Below are 16,978 nucleotides of genomic sequence, written 5' to 3' on the forward strand. Positions count from 1 at the left end.
CTTCAACCATCCGGACCGACCCATTCCATGAGCAAATACACCCTGTCCATCAACGGTCATAGCCGCAGCGTCGAAGCTGCGCCGGAAACGCCGCTGCTGTGGGTCCTGCGCGACAGCCTGTCGCTGCTCGGCACCAAGTACGGCTGCGGCATCGGCCAGTGCGGCGCGTGCACGATCCACCTCAACGGCGTGCCGGCCCGCGCCTGCATGACGCCGGTGTCCACCGTCGGCCGCAAGCAGGTGACCACCATCGAAGGGCTCGATCCGCAGGGCGAACATCCGCTGCAGCGGGCCTGGAAAGAGCTCGACGTGCCCCAGTGCGGCTACTGCCAGGCTGGCCAGATCATGACCGCCGCGGTGCTGCTGAAGGAAAACCCCCGCCCCAGCGACGAGGACATCGACGGCGCGATGGTCGGCAACCTGTGCCGCTGCGGCACCTATCTGCGCATCCGCAAGGGCATCCACCGGGCCGCTGAACTGGCCGCCGCCGACAAGAAAGTCCGCAAATGAAGCCGCCGATGAACGCCCCCGATCCCGCCAGTGCAGGCCGCCGCAACTTCCTCCGCCAGTCCGCCGCGGCCGGTGGCGGTCTCGTGCTCGGCTTCTACCTGAACGGCACGACCCAGGCCGTCGAGCGGCTGGAGAAGCCCATCGCTGGCGGCGCTGAATTCAAGCCCAACGCCTTCATCCGCATCGGCCGCGACGGCATCGTGACGCTGGTGTCCAAGCAGCCGGAGATCGGCCAGGGCATCAAGACCTCGTTGCCGACGGTGATCGCCGAGGAGCTGGAGGTCAGCTGGAAGGACGTGCGCATCGTGCAGGGCGATCTGGACCCGGCCTACGGCCGCCAGAGCGCCGGCGGCTCCACGTCCACGCCGACCAACTACGAGGACTTCCGGCGCCTCGGCGCCGCGGCCCGGCTGATGCTGGTGGAAGCGGCCGCCCGCAGCTGGAGGGTGCCGGTCGGCGAGTGCTTCGCGGCGGACTCCGCCGTGCATCACCGCCCGTCGAAGCGCACGCTGGGCTACGGCCAGCTGGTGGATGCCGCGGCGCTGCTGCCGGTGCCCGATCCGAAGAACGTGCCGGTCAAGGACCCGAAGGACTTCAAGCTGCTCGGCAAGCGGATCGGCGGCGTGGACAACCACCAGGTGGTCACCGGTCAGCCGCTGTTTGGCATCGACACGCAGCTGCCGGGCATGCTCTACGCGGTCTACGAGAAGAGCCCGGTTTTTGGCGGCAAGGTCCGTTCGGCCAACCTCGATGCGATCAAGGCCCTGCCGGGCGTGAAGGACGCCTTCGTGATCGCCGGCACCGACGATCTGCGCGGCCTGCTGCCGGGCGTGGCAATCGTCGCCGAGTCAACCTGGGCGGCGTGGAGCGCCCGCAGGCAGCTGCAGGTGGACTGGGACGAAGGGCGCTTCGCCAACCAGAGCTGGGCCGGCTTCGTCGCCGAGGCCCAGCGTCTTTCCAAACAAGCCGGTGCGAGCGTGCTGCGCAAGGACGGCGACGTGGGCGCGGCGCTGGCCGGCTCGGTCAAAACCGTTGAGGCCGCTTACAGCTACCCCTTCATCTCCCACGCCAGTTTCGAGCCGCAGAACTGCACGGCCCACTACAAGGACGGCGTGCTCGAACTATGGGCACCGACCCAGAATCCGGCCGCCGGCCAGGAGCTGGTCGCCGCCACGCTGGGCATTCCGAAGGACCGGATCATCCTGCACATCACGCGCAGCGGCGGCGGTTTCGGCCGGCGCCTGTCGGCGGACTACATCGTCGAGGCCGCAGCCATCGCCCAGCGCGTCCAGGCACCGGTCAAGCTGACGTGGACGCGGGAGGACGATCTGCGCCACGACCATTTCCGGCCCGCCGGTTTCCACTTCCTGCGCGGCGGCGTCGACGCCCAGGGCAAGCTGATCGCCTGGCACAACCATTTCGTGACCTTCGCCAACCCGGTGACCCGCGACGGCCAGACCAGCCTGGAGCCGGGCGCCGGCGGCAGCCTGTCGGGGGACGAGTTTCCCGGCCGCTGGGTCGCCAATTGCCTGCTGGAGCAGTCCGCCATCGAGTGCGGCGTGCCGATGGGGCCCTGGCGGGCGCCGGGCAGCTGCGTGTTCGCGTGGGTCTTCCACAGCTTCATCGACGAACTGGCCCACGCCGCCGGGCGCGATCCGCTGGAGTTCCGCCTCGACATCCTCGGCGACAAGGCCATCGTCGCCGGCAGCGGCGAGCGGGGCACGCCCTACGACGTCAGCCGCATGCGCCGGGTGCTCTTGCACGTGGCGGACAAGGCCGGCTGGGGCAGGAAGAAATTCCCGAAAGGGCAGGGCCAGGGCATCGCCTTCCATTTCAGCCACCGGGGCTACATCGCCCAGGTGGCCGAGGTGACGGTGGCGAAGGACGGCACGCTGAAGGTGGACCGGGTGGTCGTCGCCACCGACATCGGCGCGCAGATCGTCAACCTGTCCGGCGCCGAGAATCAGGTCGAAGGCTCGGTGGTGGATGGTCTCGGCACGCTGATGTTCCCCGAGCTCTCCATCGAGCGCGGGCGCATCGTGCAGGGAAATTTCAACGACTACCCGCTGATCCGCATTGCCGATGCGCCGCCGAAGATCGAGGTGCATTTCGTGCAGACCGACTACCCGGTCACCGGTCTCGGCGAGCCGGCCCTGCCGCCGCTGGCGCCGGCGGTCTGCAACGCGATCTTCGCTGCCACCGGCAAGCGCGTCCGCCAGTTTCCGCTGTCGCGGACCGACCTGCGCTGGGGCTGAGCGTCTTTCGCAAGATGTCCTGAAGGAGGGTGCCGATGCGTTACGTGATCCTGCTGGTGTGGCTGGCCGTCGTCGGCGTAGTCATCGGCTGGCTGGGCCTGGCCGCGGCGGAGGACGATGCCAGCAAGGTTGAGCAGACGGATGCGCCGCAGCTCTCCATCCCTTACGCCAACCGCCGCGGTATCCGCGACTGGGTGGCCGAGGACGACAGCACCTTGCTGATCCAGGACAACTTCAAGAAGTGGTATCGGGTCCGCTTGATGGCGCCGTCGCGCTATTTACCCTACGCGGAGCACATCGGCTTCGTCACCGGGCCGTCGGGAATCCTCGACAATACCGGGGCGGTGGTGGTGCGCGGGCAGAAGACACCGGTCGTGTCGATCACCGCCAGCGAGGGACCCAAGCGTCAGCGGCGCTGAGGGGCGCGGGTTCGGGGGGCGGCCATACCGACGGGAGACGTCGGTATGGCCTGGTCGTGAGACGTCCTACTTCTGCAGTTTGCGGCGGGCCAGCAGGGCCAGGCCACCGAGGCCCAGCGCCAGGCTGCCGGGCTCGGGTACGCTGCGGGCCGCATCGAGGCTGATGTTGGCGAGGCTCAAGGACGAGGTGCCGACGTAATCGTTCACATCGACGATGCCGAAGGCCAGGTCCACGTTGCCGTCAGCGCCGAAGGTGGTGCTGAAGTGGCTGCCGGTGGCGCCGCCGAGGACGTCGGCCAGTGTGATCAGGGTCTGGCCGATCAGCACGAAGGCGTAGTCGTTCATGCCGCTGAGCGGGTCTTCCTGGCTGGAGAACAGCCAGTCGAAGCTCAGCGTGTCGCCGGCCTTGACCGTCAGGGTCTGCTTCAGCGCCGAACCTTCAAAGGCCCAGATGCCATTGGCGGCGTCCGGATCGAGGCCGCCCAAGGGCAGGCCGACGAAGCTCTCCACGCCGCCGGGCACGCCGACCGGGGCAGCCGCGGTGCCGGACACGTTGAAGGCCCCGGCGCCTGCCGGCGCGTCATCCACGTCCAGCGAGGCGGTGGTGAGCGTCGCGCCATTTATTGCCGCCACGTCGCCGAGGGTGGACCAGCCGGTGAGGCCGGCGCCGAAGTTGCCATTGACCACTGCGGCGTGGGCGGGCGCGGCCAGGACGCCGGCGGCCAGCAGGAGGGCGGCGCAGCGGGAAATCAGGGTGTGCAGTTTCATTGACGGTTTTCCTTATTGGGGAAGCTGTTGGACGATGAAGTCGCGGCGCAGATCGATGGCGCTGACCGGCACGCCCTTCAGCAGCACCAGTGGACGGGGCAGGGCGCTGCCGGCCTCGCCGTCGCTGTCGAACTGCACGCTGGTGCCGGCGCTGGTCTGGACCAGCTTCAGCACGCCGCGGCCCAGGTTGTCGGAGGTGACGCCGAGCTGGCTGACGTCGATGCGGTCGGTGCCCGGCGTGAAGTCGGTGATGGTGTCGCCGGCTTCGCGCAGGCTGCGATACACGAAGATGTCGGCTCCTCCACCGCCGGTCAGGGTGTCGGCGCCGTCGCCACCGACGATGACGTCGTCGCCGGGGGTGCCGACCAGGGTGTCACGGCCGGCCATGCCGTCCAGCTTCTTCAGCAGCTGCAGGCCGATCACCACCGGGTCGTGGTCGGACGAGCGGTAGGGCGTGGCGGAGTACAGGTCCGGCTCGCAGGCCGGGCAGGCCGGCTGCTTGAACTCCAGGTTGTAGTCGAGGAAGGACGGCTCGTCGGCGTTGATGTGCCAGTGGCCCACGCCGCCCATCTGGGTGGTCAGGGATGCGGTGGTCAGCGCGTGGTCGATATAGCCCTGCTCGCCGTCGAAGACGTAGGAGTAGGCGTTGCTCTCGTAGGCAGCGAGCTGGTTGACCAGGCCGGCGGCGGTGAGGGCGTTGATCGGGTCTTCCTTGCCGTAGGAGTTCATGTCGCCGATCAGCACCACGTCGTCGTCGCCGGCGCCGCTCTTGACCTGCTCGACGAAGGACAGCAGGCGGGCGGCCTGCTGCACGCGGCGGGGGTTGTAGCAGCCCTGGCCGTCGTTCTGGTCGAGGTCGGCGCCGGCGGCGTCAGTGCAGCTCTTCGACTTGAGGTGGTTGACGATCACCGAGAACTTTTCGCCATTGAGGGCGGCGAAGGTCTGGGCCAGCGGCGGGCGGTTGTTGATCGCGTCCGGATCGGACACGGATGCACCGATGCGGGCGACGCTGGCGGGCTTGTAGATCAGCGCGACCTTGATCTCGTCCGTGCCGGTGCCGGTGGAAGGATCGGGCACCGCCGCGTAGGTGCCGGCGCCCATTGCCGCGTTGAGGCCGTTCACCAGGTCCTGGATGGCGCTGGTGCTGCCGTAGCCGTCGTTCTCGATCTCCATCAGGCCGACAACGTCGGCGTTGATGGCCTTGATCGCGCCGATGATCTTGGTGCGCTGGCGCTCGAACTCGGCCGCCGTGCTGGCCCCGCGGGAGGTCGGGAAGCCGCCGCCGGCGCCGTTGCCATTGAAGTAGTTGAGCACGTTGAAGCTGGCCACCTTCACATTGCCGCCGACGCTGGCCGGTGTGGTGGTGCGCGGGTTGGCGCGGGTGAAGCTCACTGCCTCGGTGGGGTGCAGACGATAGTCGATGGCAGCCGGGCTGCTGGCGTTGATCGGGCCCTGGTCGAGCACGCCGACCAGCGGGCCGTTCACCGTGTCGCCGGCGCGTACGGTGTTGCCGGCGCCAATGTAGGGCGTCGGGCTGGGGTTCTGCAGGGACGAGCCGTCGTCCAGCACCAGCAGGCGGCGCTGGTTCTCGTCGGCCAGCGCGATGGCTTCCGGCGTGCCGGCGGCGTAGCGGTTGGTAGCCTTCTCGATGCGACCGTTGGCCGACAGGGTCAGCTGGCCGTAGCGACCGAGGAAGTAGTTCTGGGCGACGCTCATCGGGCTGACGATGCGCACCAGCATGCCTTCGTAGCGCTCCAGGTCGCCATTCACGGCTTCCGGCAGGCTGACGTCCACCGGCTGGACGCTGTTGCCGCTGGATAGCACGGTGACGGCGCTCGGGGCGGTCAGTTCGGTCAGGCCGTTGAACTCGGCCACGGTGCCCTTGACGGTGATTTGATTGCCGACCACCACACCCGCCGGCATGGTGGCGCTGTTCACATAGACGAAGATGCCGTCGGAGGTGGCCGGGTTGCCGTCGCCGCTCGGGTCCTGCAGGTAGAAGCCTTTCAGGTTGGGGAATACCGCGGTGATCACGCCGCCGGTGGTGAGGGTTTCGCCGACCCGCGGGCTCGTCGGGCCGCTGCCCTGAATTTCATAAACCGGGGTGACGGCCGGGGCGGCGCTGACGCTCACGTCCACCGTGCAGCTGGCGCTCTGGGATTCGTTGTTGCTGAACTGAACGAGTACCGGGTAGTTGCCCACGGCCAGGCCGGCAGCGGCCTGCAGCGTCACGCTGGCGGTGCCGCCGTCGGCGTCCGCCGGGGTGACCGGGCCGAGGCTGATGCCGCTGACCGGCGTGCCGACGATGGCGGCACCGGTGACGATGCTGTCCGGATCGGTGGCTGTGAGGACAACGCTGCCGGCGCTACCGACCTGCACGGCCAGCGGGCTGCAGCTCGTTACGATGGCGGCGTTCACCGGGGCGGACACGCACTGGTTGAGCGGGGAGCTGCTGTTGCGCGGCGCCGGTGTGCCGGTCGCGAAATCGGTGCCGTTCTGGTCGGTGTCGGCGCACCCGCCGTTGGCGCGGAACAGGGCGGTGGTGCTGTTGGCGGCCGGCGCGGCGGCTGAGCCTTCCTTGAAGTTGGCGCTGCCATAGCCGACCAGGTCGACGATCTGGGCGCTCTGTTCGGTGGAACACGGCGCGCTGCCGCCGTTACAGGCCAGGCCGGTGCCCACGTTGGCGAGGATCACCTTGCCGGCGCTGGCCGACAGGTTGAGGCTGCCGGTGGCGTCCGGCGATGGCAACGCCGCGCCGTTGGTAGCGGTGGCCAGGCGTACCAGCAGGTACTGGCCGGGTTGCAGGGTGTCGTTCACGGTGGCCACGCCGTTGCTGCTGAAGTTGCCGGTACCGCTGGCGCTGGCGTACTGCACCGACCAGTTGGCCAGATTGACTGCAGTGGCGCCGCGGTTGAACAGCTCCACGTAGTCGGCGTTGTAGGTGTTGCCGTTGCCGCCGTAGATCTGGCTGATGACGACATCTGATGCAGCAGCGGCCAGGCCGCTGGCGGACAGCAGGCCGACGGCGCACAGGGCTGCGGCGAGACGATGGGGGGTGGGCATGGGGACTCCGTGTTCTTTCTTGAAAGAGCCCGCCACTTTAGGCACTGCAGGCTACAGGGATCGCCTCGCCCGGGTGGCCAAAACTGGGCTGACCGGATCAGATCGGGTGAATGATGGTGTAATGAATATGGTGTATGCCATAAGACAGTTCGTAGGCGAAATGGAAGCTGTCGCCTGCCTTTCAAATTGCTGTCATGGAGCGTCGCTAGCCTTCGCCGGCTATGCATACACCCACCTTTCGTCCTGATCTTTCCCGCCATTCCCATCGCCTGCGGGGTTTCACGCTGCTCGAATTACTGGTAGTGATGACCATCATCGGCCTGCTGGCGGGCTACGTGGGGCCCAAGTTCTTCGCCCACATCGGCAAGTCGGAGGTGAAGGCGGCGCGGGCGCAGATCGACGGGCTGGAGAAGGCGCTCGACCAGTACCGCCTCGACGTGGGCCGCTACCCGAGCAGCGAGGAAGGCCTGCGCGCCCTCACCGAGAAGCCGGCGGATGCCGCCCGCTGGGCTGGCCCCTATCTCAAGAAGGCGGTGCCCGACGACCCCTGGGGCAAGCCCTACCAGTACCAGCAGCCCGGCGAGCACGGCGAGTTCGACCTGTACTCCTTCGGCCGTGACGGCCAGCCCGGCGGCAGCGGCGAGGCGGCCGACGTCGTCAACTGGTAAGCCATGCGTTTCCGTGTTCGCGCCCTTGGGGCGGCCTCGTCCGTGGTGGCCATCGAAATCGATGCCGCCGATGAAGCCGCCGCCCGTGCGCTGGCTGCCGAGCGCCGCCTGGCGGTGCTGTCGGTCGCGCCGCTGGGGCGGCCGGCCCGCGGTGCGCGTTTCCCGCTGATGCTCTTCAACCAGGAACTGGTGGCCCTGCTGCGGGCCGGCATTCCGCTGGCCGACGCGTTGGCGGCCCTCGCCGAGAAGGAAGCCCGCCCGGCCCTGCGTGCGGTGGTGGATGCCCTCGGCCACGGGCTGCGCGAAGGGCGCACCCTGTCCGCCGCGCTGGAAGCCCAGCCCGCCGCCTTCCCGCCGCTGTATGTGGCCACCGTGCGCGCCGCCGAGCACACCAGCGATCTGGAGCCGGCCCTGTCCCGCTACGTGGCCTACCAGCGCCAGCTCGACGCGATCCGCGGCACGCTGGTCGCCGCGGCGGTGTACCCGGCGCTGCTGCTGGTGGTGGGCGGGGCGGTCATGTTGTTCCTGCTGCTCTTCGTGGTGCCGCGTTTCGCGCAGGTATTCGAGAGCGTCGGCGGCGAGCTGCCGTGGATGTCGCGCCTGCTGCTCGACTGGGGGCAATTGATGGAAGCCCACGGTGGGCTGATCGGCGGCGGAGTCGTGGCCGTGCTGGGTGGTTTGGGGGCACTGGCGGTCCGTGCCGACAGCCGTGCGGCGGCGCTGCGCCTGGCCTGGCGCCTGCCGCGCCTCGGCGAGCGGCTGCGCGTCTTCGAGCTGGCCCGCCTGTACCGCACCCTGGGCATGCTGCTACGCGGTGGCATCCCGGCGGTGGCGGCGCTGGGCATGGTCGAAGGTCTGCTGTCGCCGGTGCTGCGCCCCGGCCTGCTGGCCAGCCGGGCGGCGGTGCGCGAAGGGCAGGGCTTCACCGCCACGCTGCAGGCCCACGGCCTTGCCACGCCAGTCGCGCTGCGCATGCTGGCAGTGGGGGAGAAGGCCGGCAACCTGGGCGACATGCTGGAGCGTGCCGCCGATTTCCACGACCAGGACAACGCCCGCTGGCTTGAACTGGTGGCCCGCCTGGCCGGGCCGCTGCTGATGCTGGTGATCGCGGTGGGCGTCGGCGTGGTGCTGGTGATGCTTTACCTGCCGATCTTCCAGGTGGCGGAGAGCATCCAGTGATCGCCGCCATCGGCCACGCCGAACTGTTTGCGCTGCAACCCGACTTCGCCGCGCTGCCCTTCGACGATGCGCTGCGCCGCGACGCCTTCGCCGGCCGCGGGGACGACGGACGCCTGCTGATCGCCGTTGCCGACCCGCAGGATGCAGACCTGCTCGACGGCCTCGGCGGTCGCCTCGCCGAGCCCTTCGCGCTGCGCGTCGCGCGCCGCGACGACCTGGCCGCCTGCCTGGCCCGCCACGCCGAATCCGGCCGCGTCGTCGCCGGTGTGCTCGGGGATGCCGCCGCCACTCGCGTGGACGACGGGGAAGACCTGTCCCTGCGCCGCATCGCCAGCGACGCCAGCCCGGTGGTCAAGCTGGTCAACTCCACCCTCTACGACGCCATCCAGCAGGGCGCCAGCGACATCCACTTGGAGAGTGTGCCCGGCGGGCTGGTCGTCAAGTACCGGGTGGACGGCGTGCTGACCCGCGCCGGCGGCGCCCAGGGCAGCGAGCTGGCCGAGCAGGTGCTGTCGCGCCTGAAGGTACTGGCCGAACTCGACATCGCCGAGCGGCGCGTGCCCCAGGACGGGCGCTTCAAGGTCCACGCCGCCGGCCGTCCGATCGATTTCCGGGTCTCCATCATGCCCAGCATCCACGGCGAGGACGCCGTGCTGCGTCTGCTCGACAAGGAGCACCTGACCCGCGAGATGGCGGCGCTGACCCTCGAAACCCTCGGCTTCGACGCGGCCACCCGCGCGACGCTGCGCCGCCTCGCCCTGGAGCCCTACGGCATGCTGCTGGTCACCGGGCCGACCGGCTCGGGCAAGACCACCAGCCTCTACGCCGTGCTATCCGAAACCCACTCGGGGCAGGAGAAGGTCGTCACCATCGAGGACCCGGTGGAGTACCAGCTGTCCGGCGTGCTGCAGATTCCGGTGAACGAGAAGAAGGGCCTCGGCTTCGCCCGCGGCTTGCGCTCCATCCTGCGCCACGACCCGGACAAGATCATGGTCGGCGAGATCCGCGACCCGGAGACCGCCGAGATCGCCGTGCAGGCCGCGCTGACCGGCCACCTGGTATTCACCACCGTGCATGCCAACAGCGTCTTCGACGTGATCGGCCGCTTCATGCACATGGGCATCGACCCCTACAACCTGGTGGCGGCCTTGAACGGCGTGGTGGCCCAGCGCCTGATCCGCGTGAACTGCCTTGCCTGCAGCGCCGACTGCACACCCGCCGCCGCGCTGCTCGCCGACTCGGGCCTCGGGGAGCCTGGGGCGGTGAGCGGCTACCGCTTCCGCGCCGGCAGCGGCTGCGGCGCCTGCCGCGGCTCCGGCTATCGGGGCCGGCGCGCCATCGCCGAGGTGTTGATCCTCGACGATGAGTTGCGCGACCTGATCATCGCCCGCGCCCCGCTGCGCGAACTCAAGGCTGCCGCCCGCCGGCGCGGCTTTGCCAGCCTGCGCGACGCGGGCCTGGCACTGGTCCGCGACGGCCTCACCACCCTGCAGGAGCTGAACCGTGTCACTTTCGTGGCCTGAGCGCGCGACGCTGCACATCGGGCCGGATGCGCTGCGCCTGCAGTGCCGGGCCGGCATGATCGAGCGGCCCATCGATGCCGACTGGCCTGCCGTGCTGGCGGCCTTGCCGGCACTGCCGCGCTTCTTGCGCCTGCACGTGACCGTCGCCGACCGCCACGTGCGCTATTTGCGTGTGACCTGGCCGGAGGGGCTGTCGGCGGCAGAGCGGCTGGCCTTCGTCGCCCATCGCTTCACGGAAGTCTTTGGAGCCGGCCCGTGGGCGGTGCTCACCGACCGCAACGCCGCCGGGCCGCAGTGCATCGCCGCAGCGCTGCCTCTATCCTTGCGCGATGCGCTGCGGGACTGGGCGCGGGCGCGCCGGCTGAGCCTGCGGGCGGTCGAACCGGCCTTCCTGACCGACTTCAACCAGGGCCGCCGCCGTTTCCGTGGCGACGGGGCCTTCGCCCGGCAGGAGCGCGGGCGCGTCACCATTGGGCTGTGGGCCGCTGGCGTCTGGCGGGCCCTGCGCAGTTTGCCGGTCGACGAGGCCGACGGCCGCGCCGCGGTGGACGGCCTCATCGCGCTGCTCGCCACGCTGCCGGACGCTCCGGCCGCCGGCACCTTCCACGTGGCCGGCCCGCTGCCGGCGGACGCGCCGTTGCCGGCCGGCTGGACCCACGCCGATTGTGCGGAGGCCCGTCCGTGAGCCGCGCCGTGCCGTCCGCCGTGGACCTGGACTTCAGCGGCCGCCGCCGTCCGCCCGGCGCGCTCGGCTGGCTGATGCTGGCCTGCGGGGCGCTTGCCGCGCTCGGCGTGCTCCACGAGTTCGATGTGGCCGAAACCCGCCTCGCCGAAGCGCGCCATGCTTACGAGCGGGTGCGCCGGCAGACCACCGTCGCCCGCCCGGTTCGTTCGCCGGTGGCGCCACTCACGGACCCCGAGCGCCGCGCGGCCCTCGGCGTGGTGGCCGAGCTCGGGCGCGACTGGAATGTCTTGCTGGCGGCCCTCGAAGCCGCCGCCGACGATCCGGGCCTGGCCTTGCTGGAGCTGGACCAGGACGGTGCAAAGGGACGCCTCAAGCTCAGCGGCGAGGCCCGCAACCTGCCCGAGGTCTTCGCCTTCGTGAAGCGTCTCGAAGCCATCCCGGCGCTGCGCGACGTGAGGCTGGCCGGCTACGCCTTTCGCCAGAACGGACCGATACAGGTGGTCGGTTTCGATCTGCAGGCCCGCTGGGAGGCGCAGCCATGACGGCGCCGCGCCTGGCTGCCGGTCTGGTCACAGTGCGGGCTGAAGCCCAGCGGATCCTGCGTGGCGCCGGCTGGGCCGGCGTGCTCGGCGTGGCACTGACGGTCTTCGCGCTGGCCTTCGACATCAGCGGCAACCGGCCCCTCGCCGACGAGGCCGATGCCCTCGATCGCCAGACCCGCAGCCTGCTGCGCCAGCAACGCCGCGCGGTGCCGCAGCCTCCGACGGACCGGGAGCGCCTCGACGCCTACTACGGTGCCTTCCCGGCCGGCGACGGCCTGCCCGACCTGCTGGTGCGCATCCACGGCTACGCGCTGGCCCGCGGCCTCGCCGCCGACAAGGCCGACTACCGCTCCACGCCGCTTGCCGGTACGCCGCTGGAGCAGGTGGCGCTGGAGCTGCCGCTGCACGGCCGCTACGCCGCGCTGCGCCTGTGGCTCGGCGATCTGCTGGCCGAACTGCCCGGTGTGGCCGTCGACGGGCTGCTGCTGAAGCGGGCCGACATCGGCGCCGAGGAACTGGAGGCGCGGGTGCGGCTGGTGATCTTCCTGCGGGGGCGCTCATGAAGCGCGCCCATGGGCTCATCCTCGCGCTGGGCGCCGTCCTCGCCGCCGCCTGGTGGGCCGCCGGGCTGGACGATGAGGGCGACGGCGGCACGCGGCCCGTGCGCAAGGCTGGCCGGGCTCCCCGTTCGGTCGCGGCGTCGCCCATGCCGCTCGGCGAGTTGCGCCTCGGCGCGCGTCCGCCGGCTGATGGCGTGCCAGGCGAACTCTTTCCGGCGCGCAGCTTCCAGCCACCGCCGCCTCCGCCGCCGGTCGACACCAAGCCCGTCGCACCGCCCTTGCCGTACCGCTATGGCGGCGCGCTGGAGGACGGCGGCGCGCCGGCGGCCTTCCTGCTCGAGCGGGACGAGGTCCGCGCGGTGCGCCCCGGCGACGTGCTCGACGGCCGCTACCGGGTGACGGCGGTGAGCCGCCAGCGTATCGACTTCCTGTACCTGCCCCTCAACGAAACCCAGAGCCTGAGCACAGGCACTCCATGAAGCCACGACGTCCGTTCCTCCGCACCCTGTTCGCCGGGGGGCTCCTTGTGTTGTTGACCGCCTGCGCCGCCAACCCAGCCCTGGAGGCGAGCCGCCAGGCCTTCGCCAGCGGTGCGCCGGAGGCGGCCCTGCGCGAGCTGCAGCAGAAGATCGCCGCCGACCCCGCCAACCTGGCGCTGCGCAGCTACTACCTGCGCCAGCGCGACCGCCTGACCCTGCGCCAGCTGGCCGTGGCCGAGGAGGCGCGGGCCGGCGGCCGTTTCGAGGAGGCCGAGGCGGCGCTGGTGCTGGCGCGCCAGTACGACCCCAATCATCCGCGGGTGGTCGCCGGGCTGGAGACGATCGCCGCCCAGCGCCAGCGCAACCGGATGGCTGCCGAAGCGAGCAAGCGCCTCGACGCCCAGGACTTTATCGGCGCCGAGCAGGCCGCCCGCAGCGTGCTGGCTGCTGAACCCGGCCATGCACTGGCGCGCAGCGTGATGCGCCGGCTCGACGAACGCAGCGTCGCCCGCGACCCGCTGCCGCTGGCGCTGAAAGGGCCACTGGCCAAGCCGATCACCCTCGAGTTCCGCGACGCCCCGCTGCGCGGCGTGCTGGAGGTGCTGTCGCGGGAGTCCGGCCTCAACTTCGTGCTCGACAAGGATGTGCGGCCCGACACCAAGGTGTCGATCTTCGTGAGGCGCAGCAGCATCGACGATGTGCTCAAGCTGCTGGCGGCGACCCAGCAGCTCGAACGTAAGCTCCTCAACGACAACTCGATCCTCATCTACCCCAACACCCCGGCCAAGCAGAAGGACTACCAGGAGCTGGTGACGCGCAGCTTCTACCTCGCCAACGCGTCGCCCAAGCAGGCCATGGAGCTGGTCAAGCAGATGGTCAAGACCAAGGACGTGTTCGTGGAGGAGCGTTTGAACCTGCTGGTGATGAAGGACACGCCCGACGCGGTGCGCCTCGCCGAACGCCTGATCGCCGGCCTCGATCTGGCCGAGCCGGAAGTGATGCTGGAAGTGGAGGTGCTGGAGATCAGCCGCAATAAATTGCTCGAACTGGGCCTGCGCTTTCCGGACCAGATCGGCTATGGCCTGCTGCAGCCCACCACCACCAGCGCGGTGACCACCCCTACCGGCACCACCATCACCGAGAACCTGGGCGGCCAGCTGCTCAGTGGCAACGTGAATCTGCGCAACACCGGCGCGATGGTGCCCTACGTGGCCAATCCCGGCCTGCTGCTCAACCTGAAGGACCAGGACGGGGACTCCAACATCCTCGCCAACCCGCGCATCCGCGTGAAGAACCGGGACAAGGCGCGCATCCACATCGGCGAGAAGCTGCCGGTGTTCACCACCACCTCCACCGCCAACGTGGGCGTGTCGGCCTCGGTGAATTACCTGGACGTGGGCCTCAAGCTGGAGGTGGAGCCCTCGGTGCACCTGGACGAGGAGGTGGCCATCAAGGTGAACCTGGAGGTCAGCAGCGTGGTCAAGGAAGTCCTCGGCCCGTCCAACTCCCTGGCCTACCAGGTCGGCACGCGCAGCGCTGCGACGTCCCTGCGCCTGAAGGACGGGGAGACCCAGGTGCTGGCCGGCCTCATCAGCGACGAGGAGCGCAGCGCCGCCAACCGCCTGCCGGGCCTCGGCGATCTGCCCGGCTTGGGGCGGCTGTTCAGCAGCCAGCGCGACGTGGCCAACAAGACGGAGATCGTCTTGCTGATCACACCAAGGGTGCTGCGCAATCTCAACCAGCCGGCGTTGGCCAGTGCCACCTTTGGGGCGGGAACGGAGTCAGCGGTTGGCGCGGCGCCGCTGCTGCTCACACCGATTGCGGGGCCTGCAGCCGGAGCCGGGCGGGCCGGGGTAACGCCGGTGCCCGCAGCGCTGCCTATCTCAGCGATGGCGCCTGAAGCGTCGGCCGGCGAACCGCAACTGGCCGCCCCGGAACAGGTCCGCCCCGGCGAGACCTTTGCGGTGCGCGTCAGCGGTGCGGCGGGCGAAGGGCGCACGTTGCTGCTGGCCTACGACACGACGCTGGTCGAACCCCTCGACCAGCCCGGTGAGGGCGGCGACGCGCTGGCCCTGCGCCTGTCAGGTGGCAGCGCGGATGCGCGTTTCCGGGCCCGGGCCAAGGCTGCCGGCAATACCGTCTTCAGCCTGCTGGCAACCGACGCGCGTTCCGGCGGATCGGTCCAGCCGTTAAGTAGCCCCGCACCGGCGCGGGTGCGCATCGCGCCCTGAGCATATATATGAGCAGCCGCGGCTTCACGCTGATCGAGATGGTCGTCACCGTGGCGGTGGTGGCGGTGCTCGCCGCCATTGCAGTGCCGGTCGCCCAGCTCACCGCCCAGCGTACCAAGGAAAGCGAACTGCGTCTGGCCCTGCGTCAGCTGCGCGAAGGCATCGACACCTACAAGCGTTACAGCGACGAGGGACGCATCGCCCGCGCCGCCGACGGCAGCGGCTACCCCGAGAAGCTGGAGGACCTGGTGCGCGGCATGCCCGACGCCCGTGCCCCCGGCCAGGCGCGCATCTACATCCTGCGGCGGATTCCGCGCGACCCCTTCGACACCAGCGGCCAGGACGCCGCCGCTGGCTGGGGCCTGCGCAGCTACGCCAGTCCGCCCGACGCCCCGCGGGAAGGGCGCGACGTGTTCGACGTCTATTCCCGAGCAGCGGGCAGCGGGCTCAACGGCGTGCCCTACCGGGAATGGTGATGCTGACGTCGAAGCGGCGCCGCCGCGGCTTCACGCTGATCGAGCTGCTGGTGGTGATGGCCATCGTCGCGCTACTCATCTCCATCGCCGCGCCGCGCTATTTCGTCCATCTGGAACGGGCGCGGGAGGCGGCGCTGGCCGAGACGCTGGCGGTTACCCGCGACGCCATCGACAAGTTCCACGGCGACACCGGGCGCTACCCGCAGGATCTGGACGAGCTGGTGGACCGCCGCTATCTGCGCGCCGCGCCGGTGGACCCGTTCACCGAGCGCCGGGACGGCTGGCAGCTGGTCGCCCCGCCCGGCGGCTCCGGTGTGTGGGACCTGCACAGCAGCGCCCCCGGCACGGCCCGCGACGGGCGTTCGTTCGGCGAGCTATGACGGCGCGCGGACGCCAGCGTGGCGTTACCTATCTCCTGATGCTGTTCGCGGTGGCGGCCCTGGGCTTCGGCCTGGCCCACTTCGGCAGCCTGTGGTCGATCAGCACTCAGCGCGCGCGGGAGGCCGAGCTGCTGTTCATCGGCGGCGAATTTGCTCGCGCATTGGCCAGCTACCAGGCTGCCCAGCCCGACGACCCGGCGGCCGCTCCGGCAACGCTGGACGCGCTGCTCCTCGACCCGCGCGTGCCCTTCGTGCGGCGCCACCTGCGCCGGCTGTACCGCGACCCGATGACCGGCGCGGCGGACTGGATCGTGGAGCGCCGGGATGGCCACATCGTCGGTCTGTGCAGCCGCTCCGAGCGCGAGGCGCTGCGCAGCGACGGCCTGCCGGAGTGGGTCAGCGTCGGTGCCTCGGGGGCCGGTGGCGCACGCTACCGGGACTGGCTGTTCCGCCCCGCCGACACGATGAGCCGACGTCAACCACAGCAGGCTGTGGGCCGATGAGGGCGCGGCGATGATGCTCCTCACCGATCTCGATCGGGAACGCCTGCCGCTGGTGCTGGACGAGGCCATCCGCATCCGGCGCAGCCACCAGTTCTACCTTTGGGCGCAGGGCGGGCTGCAGAGCTTCCTGCCCCACGAAACCCTGATCTGCCTGTGCCGCTGGCCTGGGGGTGCCCGCGCCGAAGTGTTTTCCCGTTTGCCGTTGCCGCATCGAGCGGAGGAGGGACTGAGTGAGGCTGGCGAGGCCCTGTGCCAGGTTCTTTCGAAGCGTTGGCATGCCCATGACAGGCAGCCGTGCCGCATCGATCTTGCCGCCGATTGCCCGCTCATGTTGAAAATGCTCGGCCCACATGCCGATGGGACCGGACTGCTCCATGGCAGTGAGCGGGCTTCGGAGAGCGGTCTGAACGTCTTCGTGTTCCTTGGCGTGCAGGGCAGCCCTGGTGAACGGGAGCGCTACTTCGCCCGCCTGCTGCAGCCCTACCTCGCCAACGCCTTCGCCAGCCTGCCGCCCGCGAGCCCGACGAGGAGCATCGAGGCCGACTTGTCCCCACGCCAGCGCCAGGTGCTGGCCGGCATCCGCGGCGGCCTGTCCAACCGGGAAATTGCGGCAGAACTGGGCCTGAGCCCGCAGACCGTGAAGAACCATGTCCAGCAGCTGCTCGACAAATTGAAGGTATCGAACCGGACCGAGGCGGCGCTATGCTCGGTCATCACCAGGCCGGAATGAAGTGCAG

At 70.0% G+C, this 16,978-nt stretch carries 17 protein-coding genes; 15 read left to right on the forward strand and 2 right to left on the reverse strand.

Annotated features, from left to right (window positions below; all coding sequences use genetic code 11):
• Positions 1–27 precede the first annotated feature (27 nt).
• The 3 genes from AC1PPK_RS12790 to AC1PPK_RS12800 are packed head-to-tail and all read left to right on the forward strand — an operon-like array spanning position 28 to position 3,184.
• Positions 28–510: a (2Fe-2S)-binding protein gene (locus tag AC1PPK_RS12790; protein ID WP_481113439.1), complete on the forward strand. Its 483-nt coding sequence runs from the start codon at positions 28–30 to the stop codon at positions 508–510.
• Positions 507–2,765, forward strand: a complete 2,259-nt coding sequence (locus AC1PPK_RS12795) for a xanthine dehydrogenase family protein molybdopterin-binding subunit (RefSeq protein WP_481113440.1) — start codon at positions 507–509, stop codon at positions 2,763–2,765. Before AC1PPK_RS12790 ends, AC1PPK_RS12795 begins: the two co-directional genes overlap by 4 nt.
• A 35-nt stretch (positions 2,766–2,800) precedes the next feature.
• The gene (locus AC1PPK_RS12800) at positions 2,801–3,184 is read left to right on the forward strand and encodes a DUF6491 family protein (RefSeq protein ID WP_481113441.1); all 384 of its coding nucleotides are present in this window, start codon (positions 2,801–2,803) and stop codon (positions 3,182–3,184) included.
• 66 nt (positions 3,185–3,250) lie between these two features.
• Here AC1PPK_RS12800 and AC1PPK_RS12805 read toward each other — a convergent pair whose 3' ends face one another.
• Positions 3,251–3,952: a hypothetical protein gene (locus tag AC1PPK_RS12805; protein ID WP_481113442.1), complete on the reverse strand. Its 702-nt coding sequence runs from the start codon at positions 3,950–3,952 to the stop codon at positions 3,251–3,253.
• A gap of 12 nt (positions 3,953–3,964) precedes the next feature.
• Positions 3,965–7,015 (reverse strand): ExeM/NucH family extracellular endonuclease, encoded by a 3,051-nt coding sequence (locus tag AC1PPK_RS12810; RefSeq protein ID WP_481113443.1) that lies wholly within the window; start codon positions 7,013–7,015, stop codon positions 3,965–3,967.
• A 221-nt stretch (positions 7,016–7,236) separates the two neighbouring features.
• Here AC1PPK_RS12810 and gspG point away from each other — a divergent pair, with 221 nt between their 5' ends.
• The 12 genes from gspG to AC1PPK_RS12870 all read left to right on the forward strand — a co-directional run bounded on the left by gspG (position 7,237) and on the right by AC1PPK_RS12870 (position 16,971).
• Positions 7,237–7,683, forward strand: a complete 447-nt coding sequence (gene gspG, locus AC1PPK_RS12815; RefSeq protein WP_481113444.1) for a type II secretion system major pseudopilin GspG — start codon at positions 7,237–7,239, stop codon at positions 7,681–7,683.
• 3 nt (positions 7,684–7,686) lie between these two features.
• Entirely contained in the window at positions 7,687–8,862 is a 1,176-nt protein-coding gene (locus AC1PPK_RS12820) for a type II secretion system F family protein (RefSeq protein ID WP_481113445.1), read from the forward strand.
• Positions 8,859–10,385 (forward strand): GspE/PulE family protein, encoded by a 1,527-nt coding sequence (locus AC1PPK_RS12825; protein WP_481113446.1) that lies wholly within the window; start codon positions 8,859–8,861, stop codon positions 10,383–10,385. Before AC1PPK_RS12820 ends, AC1PPK_RS12825 begins: the two co-directional genes overlap by 4 nt.
• Positions 10,366–11,070: a hypothetical protein gene (locus AC1PPK_RS12830; RefSeq protein WP_481113447.1), complete on the forward strand. Its 705-nt coding sequence runs from the start codon at positions 10,366–10,368 to the stop codon at positions 11,068–11,070. The genes AC1PPK_RS12825 and AC1PPK_RS12830 overlap by 20 nt, the downstream gene beginning before the upstream one ends.
• The gene (locus tag AC1PPK_RS12835) at positions 11,067–11,612 is read left to right on the forward strand and encodes a PilN domain-containing protein (RefSeq protein ID WP_481113448.1); all 546 of its coding nucleotides are present in this window, start codon (positions 11,067–11,069) and stop codon (positions 11,610–11,612) included. The genes AC1PPK_RS12830 and AC1PPK_RS12835 overlap by 4 nt, the downstream gene beginning before the upstream one ends.
• Positions 11,609–12,175 (forward strand): hypothetical protein, encoded by a 567-nt coding sequence (locus tag AC1PPK_RS12840; protein ID WP_481113449.1) that lies wholly within the window; start codon positions 11,609–11,611, stop codon positions 12,173–12,175. The genes AC1PPK_RS12835 and AC1PPK_RS12840 overlap by 4 nt, the downstream gene beginning before the upstream one ends.
• Positions 12,176–12,318: 143 nt before the next feature.
• Positions 12,319–12,651 carry a hypothetical protein gene (locus AC1PPK_RS12845; protein WP_481113450.1) on the forward strand — a complete coding sequence of 111 codons (333 nt, stop codon included), beginning with the start codon at positions 12,319–12,321 and terminating at the stop codon, positions 12,649–12,651.
• On the forward strand, positions 12,648–14,882 hold the full coding sequence (locus AC1PPK_RS12850; RefSeq protein WP_481113451.1) for a secretin N-terminal domain-containing protein: 2,235 nt from the start codon (positions 12,648–12,650) through the stop codon (positions 14,880–14,882). The genes AC1PPK_RS12845 and AC1PPK_RS12850 overlap by 4 nt, the downstream gene beginning before the upstream one ends.
• 8 nt (positions 14,883–14,890) lie before the next feature.
• Positions 14,891–15,358, forward strand: a complete 468-nt coding sequence (locus AC1PPK_RS12855; protein WP_481113452.1) for a prepilin-type N-terminal cleavage/methylation domain-containing protein — start codon at positions 14,891–14,893, stop codon at positions 15,356–15,358.
• Positions 15,358–15,738, forward strand: a complete 381-nt coding sequence (locus tag AC1PPK_RS12860) for a type II secretion system protein (protein ID WP_481113453.1) — start codon at positions 15,358–15,360, stop codon at positions 15,736–15,738. Before AC1PPK_RS12855 ends, AC1PPK_RS12860 begins: the two co-directional genes overlap by 1 nt.
• The gene (locus AC1PPK_RS12865; RefSeq protein ID WP_481113454.1) at positions 15,735–16,241 is read left to right on the forward strand and encodes a type II secretion system protein; all 507 of its coding nucleotides are present in this window, start codon (positions 15,735–15,737) and stop codon (positions 16,239–16,241) included. The genes AC1PPK_RS12860 and AC1PPK_RS12865 overlap by 4 nt, the downstream gene beginning before the upstream one ends.
• 10 nt (positions 16,242–16,251) lie before the next feature.
• Positions 16,252–16,971, forward strand: coding sequence for a LuxR C-terminal-related transcriptional regulator (locus AC1PPK_RS12870; protein ID WP_481113455.1), 720 nt, complete (start codon positions 16,252–16,254; stop codon positions 16,969–16,971).
• Positions 16,972–16,978: the final 7 nt, after the last annotated feature.

Source organism: Zoogloea sp. JDB1 (assembly GCF_056724025.1).

What these genes read in the sequence shown, in the direction of transcription:
- AC1PPK_RS12870 (WP_481113455.1), top strand. Translation starts at nt 16,252, where the DNA reads ATGATGCTCCTCACCGATCTCGATCGGGAACGCCTGCCGCTGGTGCTG.
- AC1PPK_RS12850 (WP_481113451.1), top strand. Translation starts at nt 12,648, where the DNA reads ATGAAGCCACGACGTCCGTTCCTCCGCACCCTGTTCGCCGGGGGGCTC.
- AC1PPK_RS12795 (WP_481113440.1), top strand. Translation starts at nt 507, where the DNA reads ATGAAGCCGCCGATGAACGCCCCCGATCCCGCCAGTGCAGGCCGCCGC.
- gspG (WP_481113444.1), top strand. Translation starts at nt 7,237, where the DNA reads ATGCATACACCCACCTTTCGTCCTGATCTTTCCCGCCATTCCCATCGC.
- AC1PPK_RS12820 (WP_481113445.1), top strand. Translation starts at nt 7,687, where the DNA reads ATGCGTTTCCGTGTTCGCGCCCTTGGGGCGGCCTCGTCCGTGGTGGCC.
- AC1PPK_RS12845 (WP_481113450.1), top strand. Translation starts at nt 12,319, where the DNA reads ATGCCGCTCGGCGAGTTGCGCCTCGGCGCGCGTCCGCCGGCTGATGGC.
- AC1PPK_RS12840 (WP_481113449.1), top strand. Translation starts at nt 11,609, where the DNA reads ATGACGGCGCCGCGCCTGGCTGCCGGTCTGGTCACAGTGCGGGCTGAA.
- AC1PPK_RS12865 (WP_481113454.1), top strand. Translation starts at nt 15,735, where the DNA reads ATGACGGCGCGCGGACGCCAGCGTGGCGTTACCTATCTCCTGATGCTG.
- AC1PPK_RS12805 (WP_481113442.1), bottom strand. Translation starts at nt 3,952, where the DNA reads ATGAAACTGCACACCCTGATTTCCCGCTGCGCCGCCCTCCTGCTGGCC.
- AC1PPK_RS12790 (WP_481113439.1), top strand. Translation starts at nt 28, where the DNA reads ATGAGCAAATACACCCTGTCCATCAACGGTCATAGCCGCAGCGTCGAA.
- AC1PPK_RS12860 (WP_481113453.1), top strand. Translation starts at nt 15,358, where the DNA reads ATGCTGACGTCGAAGCGGCGCCGCCGCGGCTTCACGCTGATCGAGCTG.
- AC1PPK_RS12800 (WP_481113441.1), top strand. Translation starts at nt 2,801, where the DNA reads ATGCGTTACGTGATCCTGCTGGTGTGGCTGGCCGTCGTCGGCGTAGTC.
- AC1PPK_RS12810 (WP_481113443.1), bottom strand. Translation starts at nt 7,015, where the DNA reads ATGCCCACCCCCCATCGTCTCGCCGCAGCCCTGTGCGCCGTCGGCCTG.
- AC1PPK_RS12855 (WP_481113452.1), top strand. Translation starts at nt 14,891, where the DNA reads ATGAGCAGCCGCGGCTTCACGCTGATCGAGATGGTCGTCACCGTGGCG.